General features: G+C 39.7%; 22 protein-coding genes. 15 read left to right on the top strand and 7 right to left on the bottom strand.

The features are described 5' to 3' along the window. Positions 1-74 precede the first annotated feature (74 nt). Entirely contained in the window at positions 75-764 is a 690-nt protein-coding gene (locus TVG_RS07165; protein WP_010917598.1) for a hypothetical protein, read from the top strand. 120 nt (positions 765-884) lie between these two features. Further along, complete coding sequence (dph2, locus tag TVG_RS07160; RefSeq protein ID WP_010917597.1) at positions 885-1895, top strand: diphthamide biosynthesis enzyme Dph2; 1011 nt, start codon at positions 885-887, stop codon at positions 1893-1895. On the opposite strand, the gene TVG_RS07155 is transcribed toward dph2, so the two are convergent. After that, complete coding sequence (locus TVG_RS07155; protein WP_010917596.1) at positions 1869-3074, bottom strand: tRNA (N(6)-L-threonylcarbamoyladenosine(37)-C(2))-methylthiotransferase; 1206 nt, start codon at positions 3072-3074, stop codon at positions 1869-1871. The genes dph2 and TVG_RS07155 overlap by 27 nt on opposite strands. Positions 3075-3234: 160 nt before the next feature. Here TVG_RS07155 and TVG_RS07150 point away from each other — a divergent pair, with 160 nt between their 5' ends. Next, positions 3235-3768 carry an Lrp/AsnC family transcriptional regulator gene (locus TVG_RS07150; protein ID WP_010917595.1) on the top strand — a complete coding sequence of 178 codons (534 nt, stop codon included), beginning with the start codon at positions 3235-3237 and terminating at the stop codon, positions 3766-3768. Between the two features lie 14 nt (positions 3769-3782). Here the strand turns inward: TVG_RS07150 and TVG_RS07145 are convergent, their stop codons facing one another. After that, positions 3783-5156: an aspartate ammonia-lyase gene (locus TVG_RS07145; protein WP_010917594.1), complete on the bottom strand. Its 1374-nt coding sequence runs from the start codon at positions 5154-5156 to the stop codon at positions 3783-3785. A gap of 186 nt (positions 5157-5342) precedes the next feature. On the opposite strand from TVG_RS07145, the gene TVG_RS07140 reads away from it, so the two are divergent. Both TVG_RS07140 and TVG_RS07135 read left to right on the top strand, forming a co-directional pair. Beyond that, positions 5343-7100 carry a 2-oxoacid:acceptor oxidoreductase subunit alpha gene (locus tag TVG_RS07140; protein WP_010917593.1) on the top strand — a complete coding sequence of 586 codons (1758 nt, stop codon included), beginning with the start codon at positions 5343-5345 and terminating at the stop codon, positions 7098-7100. 11 nt (positions 7101-7111) lie between these two features. Further along, a complete protein-coding gene (locus TVG_RS07135) occupies positions 7112-7954 on the top strand; it encodes a thiamine pyrophosphate-dependent enzyme (protein ID WP_241760280.1) in 843 nt (280 codons plus the stop codon). Positions 7955-7957: 3 nt separating this feature from the next. Here TVG_RS07135 and TVG_RS07130 read toward each other — a convergent pair whose 3' ends face one another. After that, positions 7958-8452: a hypothetical protein gene (locus TVG_RS07130; RefSeq protein WP_010917591.1), complete on the bottom strand. Its 495-nt coding sequence runs from the start codon at positions 8450-8452 to the stop codon at positions 7958-7960. Between the two features lie 377 nt (positions 8453-8829). On the opposite strand from TVG_RS07130, the gene TVG_RS07125 reads away from it, so the two are divergent. From TVG_RS07125 to TVG_RS07095, 6 genes are all read left to right on the top strand, one after another. Beyond that, entirely contained in the window at positions 8830-11712 is a 2883-nt protein-coding gene (locus tag TVG_RS07125; RefSeq protein WP_010917590.1) for an ABC transporter substrate-binding protein, read from the top strand. A 135-nt stretch (positions 11713-11847) separates the two neighbouring features. Beyond that, positions 11848-12939 carry an ABC transporter permease gene (locus TVG_RS07120; RefSeq protein WP_010917589.1) on the top strand — a complete coding sequence of 364 codons (1092 nt, stop codon included), beginning with the start codon at positions 11848-11850 and terminating at the stop codon, positions 12937-12939. Between the two features lie 9 nt (positions 12940-12948). After that, positions 12949-13908, top strand: coding sequence for an ABC transporter permease (locus tag TVG_RS07115; RefSeq protein WP_010917588.1), 960 nt, complete (start codon positions 12949-12951; stop codon positions 13906-13908). A 2-nt stretch (positions 13909-13910) separates the two neighbouring features. Continuing rightward, complete coding sequence (locus tag TVG_RS08195) at positions 13911-15479, top strand: ABC transporter ATP-binding protein (protein ID WP_010917587.1); 1569 nt, start codon at positions 13911-13913, stop codon at positions 15477-15479. Continuing rightward, a complete protein-coding gene (locus tag TVG_RS07100) occupies positions 15479-16912 on the top strand; it encodes an ABC transporter ATP-binding protein (protein WP_010917586.1) in 1434 nt (477 codons plus the stop codon). Before TVG_RS08195 ends, TVG_RS07100 begins: the two co-directional genes overlap by 1 nt. After that, a complete protein-coding gene (locus TVG_RS07095; protein ID WP_010917585.1) occupies positions 16890-17225 on the top strand; it encodes a hypothetical protein in 336 nt (111 codons plus the stop codon). The genes TVG_RS07100 and TVG_RS07095 overlap by 23 nt, the downstream gene beginning before the upstream one ends. Before the next feature lie 29 nt (positions 17226-17254). Here TVG_RS07095 and TVG_RS07090 read toward each other — a convergent pair whose 3' ends face one another. Further along, a complete protein-coding gene (locus TVG_RS07090) occupies positions 17255-18196 on the bottom strand; it encodes a radical SAM protein (RefSeq protein WP_010917584.1) in 942 nt (313 codons plus the stop codon). A 117-nt stretch (positions 18197-18313) separates the two neighbouring features. Between TVG_RS07090 and TVG_RS07085 the strand changes: the two genes are divergently transcribed. Together TVG_RS07085 and TVG_RS07080 are read left to right on the top strand one after the other, a co-directional pair. Continuing rightward, on the top strand, positions 18314-18511 hold the full coding sequence (locus TVG_RS07085) for a hypothetical protein (RefSeq protein WP_048054030.1): 198 nt from the start codon (positions 18314-18316) through the stop codon (positions 18509-18511). Next, complete coding sequence (locus TVG_RS07080) at positions 18504-18839, top strand: hypothetical protein (protein WP_010917583.1); 336 nt, start codon at positions 18504-18506, stop codon at positions 18837-18839. Before TVG_RS07085 ends, TVG_RS07080 begins: the two co-directional genes overlap by 8 nt. Here the strand turns inward: TVG_RS07080 and TVG_RS07075 are convergent, their stop codons facing one another. The 3 genes from TVG_RS07075 to TVG_RS07065 form a co-directional block, all read right to left on the bottom strand. Beyond that, positions 18840-19373, bottom strand: a complete 534-nt coding sequence (locus TVG_RS07075) for a GNAT family N-acetyltransferase (RefSeq protein WP_010917582.1) — start codon at positions 19371-19373, stop codon at positions 18840-18842. A 30-nt stretch (positions 19374-19403) separates the two neighbouring features. Next, the gene (locus tag TVG_RS07070) at positions 19404-19727 is read right to left on the bottom strand and encodes a transcriptional regulator (RefSeq protein ID WP_010917581.1); all 324 of its coding nucleotides are present in this window, start codon (positions 19725-19727) and stop codon (positions 19404-19406) included. A gap of 76 nt (positions 19728-19803) precedes the next feature. Further along, the gene (locus TVG_RS07065) at positions 19804-20058 is read right to left on the bottom strand and encodes a hypothetical protein (RefSeq protein ID WP_048054029.1); all 255 of its coding nucleotides are present in this window, start codon (positions 20056-20058) and stop codon (positions 19804-19806) included. 90 nt (positions 20059-20148) lie between these two features. On the opposite strand from TVG_RS07065, the gene TVG_RS07060 reads away from it, so the two are divergent. Together TVG_RS07060 and TVG_RS07055 are read left to right on the top strand one after the other, a co-directional pair. Then, positions 20149-21549, top strand: a complete 1401-nt coding sequence (locus TVG_RS07060; RefSeq protein ID WP_010917580.1) for an RtcB family protein — start codon at positions 20149-20151, stop codon at positions 21547-21549. Then, a complete protein-coding gene (locus tag TVG_RS07055; protein ID WP_010917579.1) occupies positions 21550-24426 on the top strand; it encodes a CARDB domain-containing protein in 2877 nt (958 codons plus the stop codon). The last annotated feature ends 1 nt before the right edge of the window (position 24427 follow it).

Genomic DNA, 24427 nt, shown 5'->3' with positions numbered 1-24427 from the left:
TTCTTATTATTTTAGGAGGAAATTTTTTCTTTCCGCAGAAACTTAAATAAAACATACATACATTATTTCGAGAGATGAACGGATTCATTCCGATTATAGCATCTATCGCTATAAGCTTACCCCTGCTAATCTTCGGATCACATTCTGATGTAAAGAAAAGAAGTATAAACTCCTTTACCTTCCTGCCAATATTCATTCTGGCCTTGGCGTTTTATATATTGGATAAGGATGTTGTCATGTCCATCGTTACTATACTTTCTACGGTTGCCGTATTTATAAAACCGAATATTTATGTCTATATTGTTTTGCCATTAATAATAATTGGAATAGGATTTTTTGATACAATTAATTTATTGACGATTTTGATTGTAGGTATGTTCCTTCTCACGGGATTCGGTGAGCTTCTTTTTGGCATAGGAGATATAAAGGGCATTGTTTCTGTGGTGCTGCTATTTTCTTCTATTCCACGCTTCAACAATTATATCCCATTTTCTATTGTCTTCGTTTTCTTTATAGCGGTTGCATCTGGAGGGGCTTTGCTTTATTTTGTTGTCTACGCACGTTTGAATGGATTAAAGCTAAGGGGGCTAAATGTGCTGTACGACGAACACGAATACTTAAGAAACACTATAAAGTACCAACTTAAAGATACAAATAGCGGAAAGGTAATGATCTATAGAGTTCCTTTCTTAGTCCCAATACTAGTATCGACTGTATTGTCGCTTATAGCCCAGCTTATAATTTATGCCTCTATTCATACATAACCTGATCGAAAGGTTTTGAGATATCTATAATACGAAATGATTGTATATTAGTTGAAGATCAGTGTAGATAAGGACCGTCAAAGTGTTTAGATTATGTACAAAAATAATTTTGAGAATTATATGAATTTAGATATATACAAAGATATAGAGGAGATACGTGCTGCATTAGAACATCTAGGGGCAAAGAAGATATTACTACAGCTGCCTGACGGACTCAAGCCCGAGGTATATCACTATTTTAACTACCTTTCAGCTAATTATAATGTAGTGATATCATCTTCACCAGTATACGGGGCTTGTGATATCGGCCCCTCATCCATCTATGATAAGGTAGATGCGATAGTTCAGATCGGGCATTCCCCTATGCCAAACGTAAAATACCCAAAACCTACAATTTTTGTTGAGCACCACTATAATGCGAGGATTTCGAACATTGATACATCGCTGTTGGAGGGAAAATACGATCGTATCGGCCTCTTATTCTCAGTTCAGTATAAAGAAGTTGCTGATGAAGTCAGGAAAATCTTTGAAAATAAGGGATTTACCGTTATAATCGGAAAAAAAGATGGCAGGATGGCCTATGACGGGCAGGTACTAGGATGCAATTTTAGCTCTGTGCATAGCATATCCTACGATGTGGATGCGTACGTTCTTGTGTCTACTGGACAATTTCATGGCATAGGTGCACAACTGTCTACAGAAAGAGAGGTTTTTGTCTTAGATTTAAACGACTATAAGCTTCACTCTATGAAGGATGAAGCAGACAAGTTTATCAGAAAAAGGTATGCCCAGATATTCAGAGCCAAAGAAGCAAGGAAAATATGCATTATATCTGACACAAGGATAGGCCAGAGGAGAGAAAGACTGGCAAGAATCATTCTACGCCAGGTCCAGCAGATGGGGCTTGAAGGTATTTTAGCCGTTACGGACAACATATCGAATCAGGATTTAGAGAACATGAGATGTGATGCAGTAGTATATACAGGCTGCCCAAGGGTTCCGATAGATGACCAGCAAAAATTCACCATGCCTTTGCTGACTCCGGCTGAGTTTGAAATGGGCTTCGTTAAAAACTCAAATAGATATGTGCTGGACGAGATAGTTTCAGTCGATGATCCTGCCGATAAGTGAAGTATTTTCAAATCCAGTTATTTCAACCTGATGAAATTCAAATTTCCTTGTTTTGTCCATTATAACTATTGGCCTGTAGGCATGGTCCCGCCCTATCATTGATCGCCCTTTACCGTTTTCCGTAATCAATACAAATTCTGTCTTTCCTATAAGATTGGAAAATTTTTCTTGTAGTATCTCCTTATGCATGTCCGCTATCATTCTGTCCTGCTCTTTTAGTATATTAGTGGGCTTTGGCCTCTTTTCGAAGTCAGCTGTCAGTTCCCTCGGAGAGAACTTAGTGACGTTAATAATTTCTGGCCTTATTTTTTCTATTAATTGGACAGTTTTCTCGAAACTATCATCATTTTCTGCGTAGTACCCTATTATTAAATCAGTAGAAAGGGTCGAATCTGGGAAAGCCTCCCTAAATTTGCCTGTTATTCTAATAAAATCTGATACAGTATATTCCCGGTTCATAACTTCTAGGACATAATCGTCTCCGCTCTGCACGGGAAGATGAAGGAACTTGAAAACCTTCTCGCTTCTGTATGCACTTATGAGATCGTCAACAATTTCTAAGGTGTTCTTGGGTTCCATCATTCCTACCCTTAGCCTAAAGTCATCCCCGATTTCTGTTATCGTTCTTATCAGATGAGGCAGGCGAAGCCCTATATCCTTGCCATAAGCTGCTGTATCTAGAGATGTTATCTTTATTTCCTTGATTCCGCGCTGAAGGAGTATTTTTATCTGTCCAGCGATCTTTTCAGGCTTTCTTGAAACAAGTTTTCCTCTAGCTATATGGGATACGCAGAAATTGCATTTTCCAGTACATCCCTGATTAATTGGTATGCCTGAAACGATCTCTGCATTTACAGGGCTTACTTCATCTATGACCTCTTGAAAGCTTCGGAATCTATCCTTCTCTATTACGCTGACATTATCTTCCACCATGGTTTTTCCCTTAACAGGAGCTAAGCACCCTATAACTTCAACTTTCCCGAACCTAGAAAGATTCTGTATCCTTGCCATCATATGATCTTCCGTCTTTTTTATGACAGCGCAGGTGCCTATTATAGATAGATCCGCTTCTTTTGGATTCGATACAAGCGTATTTCCTTCGTTTAGGAGTTTATTCACGTAGAGTGCGGTCTCACCCTGGTTCAAAGTGCAGCCGTAGGCTTCAAAGTATATCTTCATCTGAGTGTGAATTTTGTCCTTATATTTTAGTTTGTATGTCGTTCGGCAAAAAACGATAGACGACTATATTTCATAAAATATAAATTACTTTTTTGCAATACGTTATAAAATAACAGAATCTGAAACTAATAATTTATATATTTAAATTAAATAACATAATATGGAGAAGAAAGACATTTCAGATCAGTACTTGGAGGGATATAGCTGTGATGTCGCCATAAGGTGGTCGAAAATAGATCCCTCTTTGCTCCCCGTGGATGAACTCGATAAACAAATAATATGTTTTTTAAGGTACAATGCACGCATATCGAACGCCGAAATAGCCAAAGCTCTGAACACAAGCGAAGCAACGGTGAGGCGAAGAATAAACGAACTGGTAAAGAAAAAGATCATAATAGGATTCTCCGCACTTGTTGATCTTCAAGCAGTGGAAAACAGTATAAAAGCATATATAATAATTGACGTAGACCCAAATAGGATGGATGAAATAGCGGGAGCCATAAGCGATAATATAAACGTCCTTAGTCTCTACAGAAGGCGTGGTAAAAACCAACTGATAGCAGAAACGCTCTTCCTTAATTTGGAAGCAATTGAGAATTTTGAGGCTTTTATTTCAAAACTAAATGGGGTTAAAAATTTTGAAACAATGATCATATCCAAGGCTTACCGTAAAAACCCGTGGATAGGAATATAGATTTGATGGAGTCCTCAATCCTTTGGGACTCCACTTTCCATAATTTTCATATACTGCTCTTCTGTGATTTTACCAGTTGCTAACACTAATGATTTTATTGATTTACCAGTTTCGACGGCTTCTCTGACTATCTTTGCAACATTATCATAGCCAAGGTATGGATTCAAGAGTGCAGCGGATCCAAAGCTATTTGCGAGATGTTCTCTGCATGTGTTTACGTTGGCCTTGATCCCGTCGATGAGTTTTTCTTTGAACATTATTAGGCCGTTTCTCATTATGTCGATTGATCTCGTTAGCTCGTAATCTATATTAGGCATCATTACATTTAGTTCCAGTTGCCCGGCCTGTACGCTCATGTTTACTGCCTGTTGCGCACCTATAACCGAATGGCATATCATGTTCATTGCCTCTGCTATGGACGGATTTATTTTTCCAGGCATTATGGACGAACCTTGCTGCACCGCGGGTATTATTATTTCATGTATACCTGTCCCAGGACCTGAGTAGAGAAGCCTTATGTCATTAGCTATCTTTTCAATATCTAGTGCTAGGTTCGTAACAGCATTCATCACTCTCGAAAAATCAGTCATAAACTGCATAATTCCCATCAGATTGCTGCTCTTCCTGAAATTTTCCCTCGTTATCTCAGCTATATGCTTTACAACGTTCTCCTGATAATTTTTTGATGTATTTATGCCCGTGCCGACTGCCGTCCCCCCTATGTTTAATTCCATTATATAATCAAGGGCATCAGTAATTTCATCTCTATCCTTTTTTATTGCATATGCGTAGGCAGAAAATTCCAATCCAACCGTTACAGGTGCTGCATCCTGAAGGTGCGTCCTGCCTGGTTTTGGTATACCCCTAAGTTCCTTGGATTTCTTTTCCAGGCTTTCTATTAAGTCGGAAATGGCCTCCTTAAGTTTCTTCACTTTTTTCGTCACCGTTAGCCGCATCATTGTAGGATAAACGTCATTTGTTGATTGGCTCATGTTGACGTGGTCGTTGGGGTGTATTACTGAGTAATCTCCTTTGTTCTTGCCCATTAATGTAAGTGCAACGTTTGCAATTACCTCATTTGCGTTCATGTTGAAAGATGTTCCAGCACCGGCCTGGTAAACATCTATAACAAATTGGTCGTGGTATCTTCCACTTATGATCTCATCACACGCTTTCTCTATAAATTCAGCTTTTTCCTTGTCCAGTGCACCAGCTTCCGCATTAGCCATGGCTGCTGCTTTTTTTATCTGTGCAATAGAAACGATGTGGTCAGAATCGGAGGTCAGGCCGGTTATCCTGAAATTTTCCTTGGCCCTAGCAGTATTTATACCGTAAAATACAGTATCTTCAAGCTGTATTTCTCCAATTACATCCCTTTCAGTTCTCATAATAGAATATAGAATACGTCTATAAATTTTTGATTATTTTATTTTGCATCGAGATAAAATAATTTAATGCTTAGATAAGTATACAATCTAATATTTAATGACGTGTTCAAATATCTAAATATCGATACGTTAACTTTTGGGAAAAAACATATTAATATCATACAGTAATAACAAAACACGAGCATCATGAAACAAAATGAAGTTATTATAAGAGTTGCGGGTGCAGCTGGTGACGGTGTGCAATCCGCAGGAGAGATACTTATTAGAACTTTTGCAAGAAGCGGGTTATACGCTACATCGTACAACTATTATCAGGATATAATAAGAGGCGGTGAATCCTGGTACCAAGTAAGGGCTTCGGACGAGAAAGTAAAAAATCAAGGAGACGGGTTAGATGTATTGATAGCTCTTAATCTTGACGGCGTTGAAAGGCACACAAATCCAGAGATAAACGAAGGAGGGGCATCTCCCCTTGGAAAAGACGGTGTTGCTATATTTGATAGCTCAATAAAGAACTATACTAAGAGGGAAACTAATTACTGCCCAATTCCCCTATCAGATATTGCATCAAAGTACAGCAAGAATCCGTTGTTAAAAAACACAGTCGGCCTTGGAGCGGCGATAGCTGCTATAGGCATAGACTTTGATATCCTCGCTGGTGTTATAAGGGATCAGTTTGGGAAGAAAGGCGACATAGCTGAAGCCAATGTAAAGGCAGCCAAAGAGGGTTACGATTATTATCTGGCAAATTATAAGCCGCTTGGCAAGAAATTTAAGTATGGTAAGAAGAAGTATATGCTTTCTGGAGGTATGTCCGTTGCCTTAGGTGCTGTTGCTGGCGGCCTTAAGATGTATGTGGCCTATCCAATGACTCCAGCTTCATCAGCTCTACACTTCCTTGCACAGCATGCAAAGAAATATGGTGTTTTTGTCAAAATACCGGAAGATGAAATATCTGCTATAAATACCACCATAGGTGCGAACTATGCAGGAGTAAGGGCCATGACTGGGTCATCCGGCGGAGGATTTGCACTTATGACTGAAGCAGTTGGATTGGCCGGTATGACAGAAGTCCCCATAGTGATATACGAGGCGCAGAGGCCTGGCCCATCAACAGGCTTACCCACTAAAACCGAGCAAGGTGACCTGAATCAAGTCCTTGGAGCTTCTCAAGGAGACTTCCCGAGGATCGTTTTCGCTCCCGGGGATATAGAAGAAGCGTTCTATATAACCAGGGAAGCTATGAACTTAGCTGAAAAGTACCAAACACCGGTATTTGTTATGTCAGATCTTTACCTTGCAGAGCATTACGATACTTTAGACGGATTAGATCTTAACTTTAAGATTGACAATGGAGAAAGGGCAAAGGATAACGAAGAAGATTATAAAAGGTATCTTATAACTGATACAGGCATTTCTCCAAGGGCTATTCCTGGGCAAGCTGGGTTAATGCATAATGAAGATTCAGACGAGCACAATGAATATGGTGACGTTGTTAGCGATGCAATTACGAATCCAATAGATAGGATAAAGATGATGCAGAAGAGGATGAGAAAGCTTGATACCTATATTGAAGAAATGCCACCTACACCAACGTACAAAATATCAGATGCTGAGTACGTTATAATACAGTGGGGAAGCACAAAAGGAGCTGTCGAAGAGGCCATAGATATCCTTAGATCGAAAGGGATAAAAATCGGGGCAATAGAGGTCAAAAATGTATTCCCACTGAACCCTGACATTGGTTCCCTACTTAAGAACAGAAAGAAGATATTTGCTGTAGAGAATAACTACTCAGGGCAACTTTCAAAGTATATTGCAGCACAATTCCTAATCAAGCCTGAACTGATAACAAAGTATGATGGTGAAGCTTTCTATCCAGGTGCTCTGGCTAATGAAATTGAGATACGGATTGGAAAGAAAAAGGAAGTTATAAAGGAGTGATGTATATGAATATGAATGATTATAAAAACAAAAGGGTACCACCTGACTGGTGCCCAGGATGCGGAAATTTTGCTCAGCTCTCAGCGATTACTATGGCACTGGCAGAATTGAAGATAGATCCAAAGGATGTAGTGGTAGCTAGCGGTATAGGATGTTCTTCAAATATGCCGGAATTCCTGAACACGTACGGATATCACGGATTGCATGGCCGACTCCTTCCATTTGCCTCCGGAGTCAAATGGGCAAATTCAAAATTGACGGTAATTGCATACGGTGGAGACGGCGACGGATTCTTCGAAGGTACTCAGCATTTCTTCCATACCGCCAAGAGAAATGTAGATATTACGTATATGGTATCGGATAACCAGGTATTCGGATTAACAACTGGCCAGGCATCTCCTACTGCACCGATCGGCCTAAGGACAAAAACAACACCTGATGGTAACATAGAAACTCCTTTTAACCCAATAACATTTGCACTAAATGCGGGTGCAACATTTGTAGCACGCGGCTTTTCTGGCGACATAAAGCACCTCAAGGAATTAACTGTTAAAGCAATAAAGCACAAGGGTTTCTCATTCATCGATGTGTTGAGCCCATGTGTTACTTGGAATAAGGAGAACAGCTATGAATATTTCAGGCCGAGGGTATACCATCTGGAAGGTAACGACGTTACCAACTTCGATCAGGCATACAAACTCGGTCTTGAATGGGGAGACAAAATACCGATCGGAGTCTTTTACGAAGTTGAAAGGCCGACCTATGAAGATCTGGATGAAGTCCTTAAAGATGGACCTTTGATAGACCAGAAAATACACCAACTAACTGAAGATGATCTTGAGGAATTTGCATAATCCTCAAGGCGTTTTATTTTTTGTTATGTAAACTACAAGCGTTACTATCCCGAATATAAGCATTGATATGCCTATTGCTTCTATATAAATATTTGATGCAGCTTTTTGCGGAATTTGAGTTGAGAATACTAATGTTACATTCGTACTGTTGCTTGATGTTACGTTCACTTTATACTCTGGACTAAAGTACTGTACGGGCAATCGTATTATTGTGGTCTCATTAAAGCCGATAATTTCGTGGCCTTCAAGAGTATAACTTATCTGTGTTATGCCTAGTGCGTTTTTGTATACGGATACTAGGTATACTTCTACTGTCGCATTGCCGTTTACTGTCTTTATAGTAAGATTAGATGGAAGTCCAGAATATCCATAGAATTCTGCACTGCCATTCCCTACAATTACTGTCTTCGATGAGGAGTTTATGTAATAGGTAGGATGCTGCGTATATGAAAACGCTGTTACGCTGATTCCTGCTAATATAAGTACTATTGATAACAACAAGAGCCAAAGATATCTGAATTGGATTTTATCTCTTTGCTTCTTGTGTTCAATTTTTATTCTCAATCTGGTCCCTTATTTATATAATTAAGCTCAAGTACTGAAATCTTTGCACGTGGGCTTTGGCACGTTTAGACTTTAAATTTTAGATAAATTGGTATGTTATAAATTTTTAATGTTAGTAAACCTCCAGATGATACTTTTTTATTTTCTTCTGCTGGGCCAACCCCTGGTAACACTTTTTATAAATCACGGAGCAATGTAAAAGGTGAATGAGATATCTGACAGCATTGATCTAGAAACTATTTAGCATCTACTCTAAAATATAGGGTTCAACAAAATTTAAATATTTAGATTTACATAAGCACTTGCATAAATTGGAGGATAAGAATATGGATAATACTCAACCTAATATCCCTCCTGTTGCACCAAAAGCGTCCAACACGAAATGGTACGCAATAATAGCTGTGCTTGTAGTTATTATTGTTGTAGTCAGCGTGTTGGGCTTCTACCATCCGGTGACAACGGGAACAAGTGCGAAAGTGACATCTGCTCAATCAACAGCCTCAATAGGACAGCCGTATACAATGACGATAACCACAAATGGAAAATTTGACAATATGACCATATACTGGGGTGATCAAACAACATCTACCGTTTACTATACAGGTTCGGATACGGTAACGGTATCCCATATATACAAATATCCAGGGAACTACTACGTCTATTATGTAGTTAATTTCGGTGGTTCGACTTATACAAGTTTGGATTCTCTCGTGTCTGTAGTTGCCGCAGCGCCTGTTCTCCCGCAAAATGAATCACTAGCAACGGTATCTCTTATAAGCAGCTCGAAAAATGCGCTTATAAATCAAACGCAGATATTCCCAATTGGAACTAGTCTGTCGTATTTAGTGGGTTATTATACACTGCCATCAAATCCCGATTTTACAATAATATCTCAGGTTGCTTACATCTATAAAAACGGATCTCTAGTAGACCAAATAACGTTGCCGTACTATTACAATAATACCAGTGGATCATTCAAGTTGCCACCATCCGAAGCCTATGTTAATTTGACCAACCTTGGGTCAGGTTTCTATGAAATCGGTGTGGTTACATACACTGGAGAGATACTCAACTCTACGACTGGAGCTATCAATGTAACTGCAGGCATATTCCACACTTACTTCTATCAGGATTTTGTTGTTGCGAGTTCAGCTTCTCTGTATGTCGCGCCAACCGTAGTAACGACTTTCGTCAACGCTGAGGATGAGACTGGAGCATATAAGACCCTGGATGGAGCTATAGCATACGATACGGTTTCTGACGAAATACTTGAAAATGTTTATCAGTTCCTAGTCACGTACAATGGATCTTCTTCTACTTCATTCGTACCTCAACTTGCCTCTCAGCTCCCATCAACAACTAACGGTGGCATAAATACGAATTACAAGAATTACACTGTACATACTCCATGGGGAATTAGCTACACAGTTCACATAAAGCCATATGAAAACTACACTTTCCACATAAGGTCTAACGCTACATGGCAGAACGGGCAGCCTGTAACAGCATGGGATGTATATTATTCGTACATACGAACACTCTTGTTTGATGCAGGTTCTCCTGAGACACCAGGCTGGATAATCGCCCAAGTACTTCTGCCTGGCAATTATTATACCTCTAATACATTCTGGAACATAACCCAAAACATGACAGTGGATAACGCCACGAATAGTATAACATTCCACTTCCAGAAACCTCTCACACCTAATTTCGTATTTGAGCTACTTTCTGCCAGCGGAGACTATGTAATGGACGCTAACTGGATAGTAGCCCATGCTACAGCATCCCAGCCAGCTTTGGCCTGGAAGTCAGGTTTAACGCCCTATTCGCTCCCATGGAACGCTACTGGCTTCAACGAGTATAAAGCACAAGGATCAGCTTCAGACTACAACCAATATCTGGTTAACAACGTTATGGCTGACGGTCCGTATGAAATAGACTACATAATCCCATCATCTGCCGTAGTATTAATTAAGAATCCCGATTTTAATCCTCCTGGTCCATGGTTCCCGAGGGCGCATATAGATAAAGTCGTCCTTGAATACATAGGGGAAACCTCGACAAGGTATCTGCAGCTGAAATCGGGCTACGCTCAGACTGGGGGAATACCGACGAGCGACTGGTCTTTGGTAGAGGGTCTTAATGCTTCACACATAGATTACTATTTGTCGAAGCCGTCCCTTAGCATATTCTGGTACAACTTTAATGCAAACGTTAATACTACGATGCTGTCTACTCTAGACAAAAGTGCCAATATGCCTTCAGCCTTATTCTCAGTTCTGCAGATAAGAAAGGCTTTTGCCTACGCCTACAACGAGAGCGAGTATTTGAACAAGGACGAAGGAAATGCAATATATAACGTTACCTTTGCAGTACCATATGCTGGTATGCTTGATGTAGGTATGCTGGGATATCAGAGCATAAATGAACTGAATGCGACAACTAACGGACAGGTTCCATACTTCAACCTAAACCTAGCCAAGATGTACTGGGAAGAGGGAGTAAGAGACTGGAATAAACTTGTTAATTCTACCGGAAATTCGTCATTAGATATAACTGTCGCAACATCAGGTACGAATAAGGGTGATTATGTATACCAGGGGAAACCGCTCAATATACCAATAATAATATTCAGTGGTGATCCGGACGATCTAGCTGGAGCAACTCAGTGGGGTGATTATCTGTCAACATTCATTACAGGTTTTACTTTTACGGTTATACCACTTGCATTCCCGAGTATCATTGGATACCAGGTCCAGGGTCAAAATCCCATGCCTATATATGAATTAGGATGGGCTCCGGATTACCCGTATCCAACGGATTATTTGGGTCCAATGGCATTGCCAGAAAACTCAACAACATATCCAGGCCCGAATGACATGACTCCGTGGTGGATCGGATACAACACAAGCAATCCGGCTCGAAACGTAACGGAAGCTATGTATCTGCAGAAGATGATTGGCTACTACAATAATGGAACTTCGACGTCCAATATTACACTAGCCCTCTATTGGTTCCACAAGATGAACGAGGAACTCATAAACATGACATTCTATGTTTACCTCTATCAGGCAGTAGATTTCCAGATAATGTCTTATAAGGTACCAATGAGTGTTATGAAAACCTGGGAACAGAACATTATAGGGACGATCGGTGGCGGAGACTTACTATACAATTACCTTTACTACACTTAGACATATAAATCGATAATTGCGTAAAATATATTATATTTTAAATATTTTTTAAAAATATTGATTGTCGAATGGATAAATGAATTCTATTGGTCTGAATTTGCAAAATTCTTTTATAGTAAATTTTGATCTAACTATATGGAGTTACGATTCTTTATAATCCGTAGACTGCTCCTTTTAATTCCGACGCTAATAGGGTTGACTTTGTTGACATTTATCCTTGTTAGAGCCTTGCCCACTTCTCTATTGTTATCTCAGTATGTAAATCCGCATAGTACGCTTCCTAGATCTGTTCAGATTGCTCATGCGAAGGCTATACTTGGCTTAGACTATCCTGTTCCTATACAGTACTTTTTCTATTTAGCTGCACTTATACATGGCAATTGGGGGTTTATGGTAAGTAACTTTTATACAGGCCCAGTGCTTACAGGTATAGAGGAATTCTTCCCGAATACATTGCAGTTGACTATATTTGCTGTAATATTGTCAGTATTGATATCTATACCCCTGGGCACTTACATCGGTTCAAAGCCCAATTCCCTTGCCGATCACGCAGGTAGAATATTCTCACTTGCTGTATACGCTATGCCTGCCTTCGTACTCGCTCTTTTATTCCAAATTGTGTTCGGAAGGGGTGCTATAACAGGAAACCCTCTTGGTGTTTTCCCGATTTCTGGAACATTTAATTACGCTTTAGTTCCGTTTCCTGTTCCTTCGTGGTTAACTACGCCTGGTACAAGTGCTCTTGTAAGCCACCCTACGCACTTGATAATATTCGATGCTTTAATTCACCACAATTATGCTATTGCATACAGCGGTCTTCTTCATATTGTTCTACCGGTCCTTACTTTGACCTTGGGTATACTTGCAGGCATAGTGAGGTTTCTCAGGGCAGGCATGATGGATAATATGAGGCAGGAATATGTGAAGACCGCCAGGGCAAAGGGTGTACCTGAGAAAGTTATAATAAGAAGGCACATAAGGAAGAACGCACTCATTCCTACCGTTACTGTTTTGGGCCTCCTATTTGCAAGTTTGCTGGGTGGTGTAGTTTTAATCGAAGACGTTTTCGATTATCCTGGAATGGGCCTACTTGGCATTAACGCAATAACTAGTTATTCAATATATGGCGTCATGGGTGTTACTTTGGTATTTGGCTTAGTGCTTGTGTTTGCAAACCTGATTGTCGATGTTGTGTATGCCTTCTTGGATCCAAGGATTAGGTATTGAGGTGCTCAAATGGCAGAAGTAGAAGTATTTAAAGCTAGAAGAAAGGAACAAAAAAAGAGATCAGCTAGGCTTGAAGATTTTCTCTTCACTCTTAGACTTATCGTTTCTAACAAAATAGCCTTTGTAGGTTTGCTAATAACTTTAGTATATTTTGCTATAGCTGTAATCGATTATATAGATCCGAGGTGGCTTGGTGTTTCCAATCTAAGTTCAGCACTTAACTTTTTACATGGGAAGAGCTATTATCCAAGTGCAACACTCGTTCTCCCTCCAACGCTTTCCCATGGATGGTATTACTGGCTAGGTACAACGGAATATGGTATACCTATACTACCTGACATGCTTGCCGCATTGAAAGTTGATCTTACCTTGTCCGTGGAAATAGTGCTGACAGGTGCGCTGATAGGCTTAATACTTGGTACGGTATCGGCCTACTATGGCGGTCTTATTGATGAAGCTATGATGAGGATAACTGATATATTTTTCAGTATACCGGCATTAATACTAGCTTTAGCGATTGCTTTTATAATCGGCTTGACCTTTACTAATATTGCATTGGCGTTCATAATAGTATGGTGGCCTATTTATGCAAGGCTAGGAAGAAGCCTCACTCTTTCCATAAAGAATATGAATTTCATAGAAGCTGCTAATGCTGCCGGATCTTCTTCAGTTAGAAACATTTTCTATCACGTAATACCGGGGGTCCTGTCTCCGCTCTTCGTTCAGTTCTCTTTGGATATAGGGACAGTTGTGCAACTTTTTGCAGCTCTCGAATTTCTTGGCGTCGTGCCAGTTGATCCATTCCTACCTGAACTTGGTAGGATGATGGTTTGGGGTGAATCATATCTTATATTTGGTAAGTGGTGGGCTGTATTGATACCGGCTATTTTCCTGATGATATTTACGGTATCAGTCAGTCTCCTCGGAGACGGTCTTAGAGACGTACTTGACCCAAGGCAGAGGAGATAAAGATGATAGAAGAACAGAGATCTAAAGAAGAAGAAATTCAGCCAATCGTGAAGGTGAATAATCTAGTTACGCAGTTCTTTACATACAAAGGCATAGTAAAAGCTCTCGATGGGGTATCTTTCCAAATCAAGCCAGGTGAGATACTGGGACTTGTAGGTGAGAGTGGCTGCGGAAAAAGCGTAACGGCTACTTCCATTATGGACCTCATACCAGATCCACCAGGCAGGATAATTTCAGGTGAAATTTACATAGATAACTTTAATATTCTTGCGGATCTCGATAAACAGGCAAAAATAATAGTTAAGTCAGAAACTAAGGTAAAGGTTAAAAGAAATAAAAGATACATGAAGAGACACAATTTTATAATGTCTAAGATCAGGGGAAACAAAATATCGATGATATTCCAAGAACCATCCCTTTCAATGAACCCAGTTATGAAAATAGGGGATCAGATAACAGAAGCTATACTGCTTCACAGCAAGATAGAAATAGCCAACAGTATAATAAGACGCGAAACTATGAGTGACGATGATCTTAAGAAATTTTATGAAACTGCTTCAGCTCTTAAGTCACATCTAGAGCTGAGAAGATACGTACATTCATGGGCCCAGGATTACGGTGTGGCTGAAGCTGAGGAAGGCATAATTGAGATAATCGAGAGAAATGATCAAAATGCCCTTCAGGAGCTAAAAAGTATTGTAGAGGAACAAAAAACCCATATTAACCTTAAGTACATAGGATTAGAGCGTGATTACGAAAGATACAATGAGCTACTTTTCGATCTAAACCTTCAGCTCCTTGCGGCTGAGAGTAGGAAAGATGAGAATAAAATATCAGAACTTCGAGGCCAAATAAAGCATACACAATCCTACATAAGATCCAAATTTACTAGTTATCGGATAATAAAGAAATTTATAGGGAAAAGAATCGATGAACCTTTCAAGAAAGAGGCTAGAAGGAGAGCCTTAGAATTACTAAAGCTTGTCAACATAGCTGGTCCGGAAAGAGTCATTGATTCTTATCCACACGAGCTCAGTGGAGGCATGCTTCAAAGGTCAATGATAGCAATGGCCCTTTCATCAAATCCCAAGATTTTGATCGCAGACGAACCTACAACTGCGCTAGATGTAACAACGCAGGCTCAGATACTCGATATAATGAAGGATCTAAACAGAGTAACTAAAACATCGATTCTTTTTATAACGCACGATCTCGCAGTTATAGCTGAGATGTGTCACAGAGTAGCGGTAATGTATGCAGGCAATATAGTGGAAGAAGCACCCGTTAAAGAAATATTTAAGAATCCAAAGCACCCATATACTGTTGGCCTGCTCAAGGCGATTCCAAGGCCAGATGTTAAAGTCGATAAGTTCGAGAAGTTGGAATCTATAAAGGGTTCTGTTCCGAATCTTATTAATCCGCCGTCAGGGTGCAGGTTTAATCCGAGATGTCCTTTTAGGATGGATATATGCGATAAAGAGAAACCTAAGCTAATAGACATAGGCAACGGTCACAAGGTTGCCTGTTTTCTATTTGAAGATAAGAATGGTGTAGAAAAGGAGGCAGAGTAATGGAAGATGAAATCATACTTTATGTTTCACATTTGAAGAAGTATTTCGATATCCCTAACGGTCTTGGAAGAAATCTTGGTTACGTTAAAGCTGTTGATGATGTTACGTTCACCGCAAAGAAGGGAGAAACAATAGGGATTGTCGGAGAAACCGGCTGTGGTAAGACAACTCTTGGTCGAACAATCCTTCAACTAACTAAGGCGACAGATGGTAACGTTTACTTTCACCTAGATCAGGACATTATGAAAAAGGCAATAGAACTTGAAGAAGAGTATTATTCATTGACGCATAAAAAGGAGAAATCAGAAGAAGATAAACGTAGAATAAAGGAAGTGGAAGATGAACTAATACCCTTCAGGAAGAAATATTCTCTGACTAAGATGAAGCCTAAGCAGATAAAAGAATACAGGAGGTATATGCAGCCTGTTTTCCAGGATCCTTTTTCATCCCTTGACCCAAGGAAGCTCATAAAGGACATAATAGCGGAGCCAATGAAATTATTGACAAACATGTCGAAGGAAGAGATCCTTGAAAAGGAAAAAGAGATCATAAATGAAATAGGCCTTAGCGAAGATCACCTTTATAGATTCCCACATGAATTCAGCGGTGGGCAGAGGCAGAGAATAGGTATTGCCAGAGCAATATCAATAGAGCCGGATCTGCTCCTTTTGGATGAGCCCACTTCAGCGCTCGATGTTTCTGTACAGGCACAGATATTAAACATGCTGAAAGACATCCAGCAGAGGCATAACCTGACATACCTTTTTATATCGCACCATCTAAACGTGATACGAAGCATGTCAGATCGTGTTATCGTTATGTACCTTGGAAAAATAGTCGAGATTGCAGAAACGCATACGTTATTCACAGAGATGCTTCATCCTTACACAAAGGCATTGCTTTCAGCCATACCTGTGCCAGATCCAGACACTAAGAAGCAGCATATTATACTTGAAGGAGAGATACCCAGTCCGGTTAACCCGCCCAAGGGCTGCTATTTCCATAACAGATGCCCTGAGGCAATGAGAAACTGTGGATGGTCTCCACGCGATCTGTCCGAGCCAATACGTGACGCCTTTGATGTTTTCAGGAATCCAGAAGCAGAAGCCTTGCCTGAGATATCAAAGATAGTTGTAGACGAAGGCAATAATATATTGCACGTCAGGTTTTCTAGTCAGGTACAGGATCAGCAGAAGGTACTTTCAGTTGTGCAGTCTATAGTAGATAAAGAATCTTTAGGAAAGAGAGGCATAATGTACAAAGCTATAGAAAATATAACTTGGGAAAGCGATGGCAAGTCGCTTGCAATAAAAATGATAGAGCCGGATGTGCCGAAACTCGTGGAAGCCAAGAAGGACCACTTCGTTTCCTGCCTTCTGTACGAATCTCCAGTGAAGGAGGAAATAGAGAATGCGCCAAATCCAGGTAATTGAAAAGGAGGAGGAAGAAGAGGTAACCGAAGGGAAGCAATTAACAACTAGGCAAAAACTTGAATATATCTTTGGTGACTTTCTTCGTGGTTTTTATTTAATTGGATGCATTTTCTTTGACGTTCTAATAGTTGGTTTTTCGCTGACGTTTATCCCAAATGTATCTATATACGAGGACGTAGTTTACCAGTCAATAGGAACCAACTTGATTCTTATCTATGGCTTGCTCCTAATAATATTCACGGAAGCTATCCTTATTTATTACGAAATTGTATGGTTTAAAAAGTTCTTCCTGAGAAAAGATCATTATTTGTAATAGATATAAGTTCAATTATTTTTGTTTGTTCAAGATGGAATACTCTTGACTCTTTTCGTATCTACGTATCTAATATCCCTCTTCTTAACGTGATTGAACCACCATATCTTACCTATGAGTGAGGCTGCCTCGAATGTCCTGTCTATGGATGGCTCTAAAAAGCATTCAGTGAAGCATTGAGAGCAGTGGTTATCATACCTATCCCATTCCGGTTTTTTGTTTAAAACTACCTCCACATGCTCGAAACATGGATGTACCTTTCCACGATAATCCGTATAGAATATCTCTTGACCTGCTTTGCACTGTAAACTCGATCTTCCTTCAAGGTAATCAACTGCATCCTTGTAATACGACCTCATATTTCCAAATACGTGCCTGCTGTAGTTTTCATAAGCATATTGGAATGCCTGTTTTATCATGTCGTTTGTTACATGAAAATCCTGGAAATAGTATGCGTCTTGCTCCGGGAAGCACATGGAAAGTGGTACTCCAAGCTCTTTATTGGCAAAATCTGCTATCCTGCCTACTTTGAAATAATTGAAATTCGTTACCAGCATGTTAGCAGTAACGATCTTAACACTGTTTTTTGCCTCTTTTATTGTAGATACAACTGTATCGAAGATCTTTAATCCTCTATAGGCGTTGTGCTCTTCGGGTACATCGCTGTCAAGCGATATCGTAACTGCATCGAGATATGGATATAGCTTTCTCATAACATAAGGATTTGTACCGTTTGTAGCTATGTGGGTGAAGAAGTGATGTTCTTTTAATTTCTTCACTATCTCGACCACGGACTTATTAAGAGTGGGTTCCCCTCCAGTTACCGATACTATTTTGATTCCGTTTTTTTTCATTTCTTCTATATGTTTGTCTATGAGATCTTCCGGAAAGAATATTTTGCCCTGCCAGGCGTTGCAGCTTTTGCACCTCAGGTTACAGAAGTAATCTATATTCCAGATCATCGTTTTCATACCATTATGTAACTTGTCATGGAATTTAATATTTTCAATCGGAAAGTGCTACAATCCGGCTATATTAAATTTCAAGCGCTTAGTTAAAGGTAAATAGTATGTTTAGATTGTCATATTATGGATAAGGATCGTCTTAAATCACGCATTCTATCTGAAACAGCATATTATAAAGCTATGATTTTTCAGATAAATGATGAGATTGAAAGATTAAATTCGGATGTCGAATCAATATCGAAAAGGCTTAGCGAAGTGAATAACGACAGGAATAACGCGCAAAACATAATTAATTGGTTTAAGGGTGTGCTTGGTGACTGAACTTGGGGAAGCAAAAAAATGCATAAGCATTGATGAATCGGACATAGAACTGATAGATAGCGATGAAGATCTTAGATATCATTTTAGTGTCCTTTTTGACACCTGCCAAAAATACCAAGATCTGTTGAGGCAAAAGGCTGAACTGGAATCAAGATATGCCGCCATAAAATTCTCACTTTATTCTGCTCTTGAAGACATGAAGAGGGTTGCAATACAGATATCAGCAATGGTGGAAGACGCAAAAATGAAGGATATAGATGTTCCAGAAGGCGTAATTAAACAAGCCGTTTATTTAATAGATAGGTACATGGTTATAAGAGAAGATTAATCATTCCTTTAGGCTTTTATCAACATAATAAGTCATTAGTACGTCATCAACATATTGCCCATCGATTAAAAACTGCTTTCTTCTCTTCCCTTCGACCTCGAATCCAACTTTTTCATAAGTTTTTATGGCATTTACATTAGTTGAGAAAACCTCTAGGTTTAATTTTTTTATACCTTGATCCTCGCACCACAATATAGCCTCTTTTATCATCCTTGTTCCAAGGCCTTTATGCCTGTGGCCGGCCATTATAGCAATACCTAGCATACCAGTGTGCCGATTCTTCCTATATATCCCCCTTTGAACGGTAAGAACTCCAACTACCTTCCTATCTATCACGCAAACAAGCGTAAGGTCATCAAGGCTCTTAATTCTCTCCTGCTCGGCGCGCTCTGACAAAAGATAATATTCGCCTACAAGATATATACGTTCATCCATCACGCTCTGCATGCAGGAAATGATTCCGGCAGCATCGGATGGATCGGCTTTTCTTATTATATAATCGTGCGTTTCTTCCTGTGCTTTTTTCCACAGCATAACGCTTAAAAATGTAATTGTCGTTATTAATCATTTCTTCTCAAGCATCTTTCTTACATCTTCAGCAATTTTGGTTGCTTCTTCAAGGACTTTTTCAGCATCAGCTATTATTTGTTCCTTATGCTCTATAAAGTCTGGAGTAAGTATTGCCCCTTCCCTAGATGGAGATATTATGTTTTCCTGTTCTAGTATCCTTAGGGAATACCTTATCTTGTGTTCAGGAATGCCTGTTTCTTGGGAAAGTTTTATTATCCCAATAGGCTGCTCCCTCAATAAAACGTTGATGACTGAGATATGCCGCTTAAGGGTATCCATGTCGTTTATGATCTCCCTAAATATTGAATATTCCTTCATGTACACGTATCACATGCTAGCATATATTTTTATTCTGTTAGAACTGAACTCAGCATAATAAAAAAAATGGGCTTCTCTAAAGATTTATCTTTATTTCGCCTTTAGATACCACGATTATCTCCTTATCGCCATCCTTAACAGCAAAATCCCCTTCAATACCAAGCATGTTCTTTATTATGTTAAGCCTTTCATCTATATAATCATCGAATTTTTTCCTTTCATTATACAATGCTTTTATACGCTGTGCATCCAATATCAGTGCAGCTTCTAATTTTATCTTAAACTTTTTTTCCTCTGGAAAGTTATCAATTTCGATACACTTATCGTCCATAGTTAACCAAAGAACAAAGCGGTAAATTCATTTTAATCTTTTTCTATGGTTTATAGCCAAAGTTTATGATCGGGAAATCAATTGCTGATTATGAATATTCGGAAAATAGACGATTATACTTATGAAATACCAAGGGAAGGTGATATGATAGTCCATGGAATAGTTTACTCCACAGATAAATTATTCAAGAATACGGTAGAAGATGGATCATTAAACCAGGTGGTAAATGTAGCGAAGTTACCTGGTATAGTGGAAGCCTCCTATGCTATGCCGGACATACACCTGGGCTACGGATTCCCAATAGGAGGGGTGGCTGCATTCGACTATGACGAGGGTATAATATCACCAGGCGGCGTAGGTTATGACATAAACTGTGGAGTAGCTCTACTGCGAACAGGGATGAACTATGCCCAAATTAAACCGAGGATAAAGGATATCACAGACTATATTTTTCAGGAAGTTCCTAGTGGTCTTACTTCGAGGAAGGGTTTTCCAGTGAACCAAAACGATCTTCAAGAAATTTTGACATCCGGACTGAAATGGGCAGTTTCTAGAGGCCTCGCCACAGAATTGGATATGATCAATACTGAAGATAACGGTTCGATAGAAAGCCATGGCACACATGTGTCAAAGCAGGCTATGCAGAGAGGACTCTCGCAGATAGGCACTCTAGGGGCTGGCAACCATTTCCTTGAGATTCAGAGGGTATCAGACATTTTCGACGAGGACGTTGCACGTAAGTTTGGCCTCTATAAAGATGAGGTGACAGTGATGATCCATACTGGTTCTAGGGGCCTTGGGCATCAGGTTGCAACAGATTACTTAAGAGAACTAAGGGAAAGTCGGGAATCTATTAAGACCTCAGACCCTGAGTTAATCTCAATTCACGTAAAATCAAAAATAGGCGAAAATTACCTAGACGCCATGAAGTCTGCAGCAAATTTTGCTTTTGTAAATAGGCAGATGGCTATTTATGGCGTGAGGAAGGTCTTCAAAAAATTCTTCGATGTAGAACCAGAATTAGTTTATAGCCTAGCGCATAATATTGCGAAAGTTGAGGATCACATAGTTGAGGGGAAAACGAAGAGCCTCATTGTTCATAGAAAAGGAGCCACCAGGGCATTCGGTCCTGGCAAATCATCTCCACCATTTGAGGATACTGGGCATCCTGTTCTGATACCAGGGAGCATGGGGACAGCTTCTTACGTCTTAGTCGGAGTTAAAGAAAATCTAATAAAATCGTTCGGAACCGCATGCCATGGGTCAGGGAGAGTACTAAGCAGAAATCAGGCCATAAAGAAGTTTTCTTCAATAGTGGATAGGGAGTTGGAAGAAAAGGACGTCTATGCCAGGCCTGCAACTAAGCGTGTCCTCTACGAAGAAGCACCCGGAAGCTACAAGAACGTTGATGAAGTTGTTGCCGCGGTAGAAGGGGCCCATCTTGCAAGATCAATAGTGCGTATGGTTCCATTGGCCGTTGTTAAGGGCTAAATGATCATAATATTTATAAGAAAAGTTTTCCTTAGGCAGAAAAAAGGGAGGATATCGGTGAATAAATCTATTGTTGCGATAGCTTTGATTTCGCTTGTAGCATTGAGTTCCCTAGCGGGAATTAGCCTAGCCAAGCCGATTCAGACCGGCGTTGTAAATGTAAAGGTAACATCGCCATTGGGTCCGGCTGATGTGCCTGTTAAAATACTCAACTCCAATGGCGTTCTAGTAGCTAAGGGAATGGGGCCAAGCTTTACCGCTAACCTTACCTTTGGGAAATATTACGTTTACATCCCTAATTATTATGGTACTGGCCCGATAAATAATACGATATATTATTCGAAGACCATACCCTTCAACCTAACTTCTAGTTCTTACGATATTAGTGTAAACGTTAACGCAGTTCAGACTTATGGCATAAGCGTAAACGTTAAGGGTATAACGAAGCCAGCAATGCTTATGTTTAAAACTGCGGACAATTTTGTATTCAATGAAACGCAGGTAAATGCTGGTACTTACATCTTCCAACTACCGATTAATACGCCTATTTACGCTATCTTAAATTACTCATCGAAGATAACAACGTATTTGATGAGTATAAATTCCTCTTCTTCTACTTTTAATATAACGCCTAACACACCTAACTACTATGGGTTCACAAATGTTCCAAATGGAAATATTGTGCTCATAAATGATGTATCACCATACAATTATACCGTTATACCATTTTCGGGTTATTCGTTTTCCGTATACTCGAATACACCTAATACCATAGTGGTTGTTGAAGCACCTGGATATTCACCGCAGGTTTTCAAATCCTCTGAAAACGGAAATACAGTGGCTTTGCAACCATCAACCTCGAATGTTTATTACAACTACAGTATTTCATCAAACTTGAAACAGTTATACTTGAACATAACTTATAACCTAAATAATGCCACAACCTTTCCAGCATTTTTTGGCAATTCAAGCGTCGGATCGTTATACTGGCAAATGAAGCTTGATCACATAACTACATCTGAAATGGTGAAATACTTCTACGGCCTTGCACAGAACTACACACAGAAGAGCTTTATGGTTAATGGAGTGTACTATAACCTAACTGCTGTGCCTAAAGTATCGGTTATCAGCACATCCAATACTTCTCATGCTACCATTAATGCTGTCTATGCAAATGTTAGTCCGGTCAGTTCTCTGAACACGATTAACGTCTACGTCTACGGAACTCAGTATTTACCTGGTGCACTCAACTATTATTATAATATAAGTTACCACAACACATCCCTTGCAGTATCTTCCTCCAATGTCCCACTGTCATCATCCTATATGTTTGTTAAGATTAAGCCTCAGCCATCAAATGTTTGGGCCACTCTTAAGTTTTCACCAGTGGTTTCTCCAGTTATGACGAATTCCTCATACACTCTGTACTGGAAGGACATGGTTTCAAACAACTATGTTCTTAACTCTACCTCGACCAACTCCGTATACGTTGTACCACGGAATCAAACTGTTTACCTGAATTCATCGACCGCGTACTTCAACCCTGTTACAAATTCTGATGATTATATGCAAGCCAACTTTACTTGGACTATTGGCTCATCCGTATTTTACGGATATAATATATCAAATGTTTTCAGGTCATCATCCACGAGTGTGAGCGTATTTGTGAGAAGTCCTTCCGGTGGAACAGCCTATTCAAACTTCACGGTGTTGTCATTGAATAATACCACTGCGCCGAAGGTAAAGTTTTCAGCTTCTTATAACGGCCACTCTATTTCATACACAAGCAAGCTGTACTCGACGAATGAAACTATGCTTGTTAGTTTATCAGTACCGCAATCTGCTCAGATATCATACAGCCTCTACGGTTCATCTTTAGTTCTATCTGGCTATAATGTTTACCTTGGCTACAACTGGAAGTTTCCAACAGCTACATACATAGGAGATAATGTATCATACGCATTCTCGCATCCAAGCATTGCCCCTGGCTACGGAAACCAAGTATCATTTGCAAATATTACAACCGAAGCCGGCAATGTATACCACATACTGATGAAGGTATACGTAAATGATACAACACCACCATCTGCTACATTTTTCATGAAATACAATAATACATACATTACGAACCCTGTTGCAGGAAAGGTTATAACACTCAGCGCTAACAACACTACCGATCCTTACTATCCATTCAGCTCTCTGAAATTCCAATGGATAATTGAATACATAAATGGCACTCCTGCAGCCCCGTCTGATACCACATACACAAACCTTACTCCTATGAATGAATCATATCTTCAAATAGTGTTTAACACGGTAGCAAGCATGAAGATCTCTCTTCAGGTGACAAATCCATCCAATGTATCGGGTTACGCAAACAAAACAGTATCAATGGTTGTAGTTACGCCGAGGCTTGTCGTAAATTCGATATATGCATCTGGAGCACAGTATCAGGGGTCTTCTTCTAAGCTCTATGTCAACGTCTCTAACCTTGGTACTGAAAATGCATATAATGTACTAATACAAGTTTATGTCAACGGGAAAGTTTATGGCTCTACGACTGTGAGCGAGATAAAGGCAGGTGCATCAGACAATGTATCTATAAACTGGGTACCACCTACCTCGGGAAAGGTATCTGTGTATGCAACAGCGAGCGTGAATTCCGAACCTAGATCCTTCGTTACTGCTGGTGCTTTGACACAGACTGTAAGCGTAAATCCCCCTGCTTACAGGACGCCTCTGATAGTTGTGTCAGTAATTGTGGTACTCGTGATAGTTATATACGTATACTACAAGCTGAGGTCAGGAACACCAAAACAACAGAAGGGGCCACAGCCAAAGACTGAACTTCCCAAAAAACAGGAAAAGAAAAAATAAA

Source organism: Thermoplasma volcanium GSS1, assembly GCF_000011185.1.
GTDB lineage: Archaea > Thermoplasmatota > Thermoplasmata > Thermoplasmatales > Thermoplasmataceae > Thermoplasma > Thermoplasma volcanium.
The sequence above is the reverse complement of the archived record's forward strand: the minus strand, read 5'-3'. Positions and strand labels throughout refer to the sequence as shown.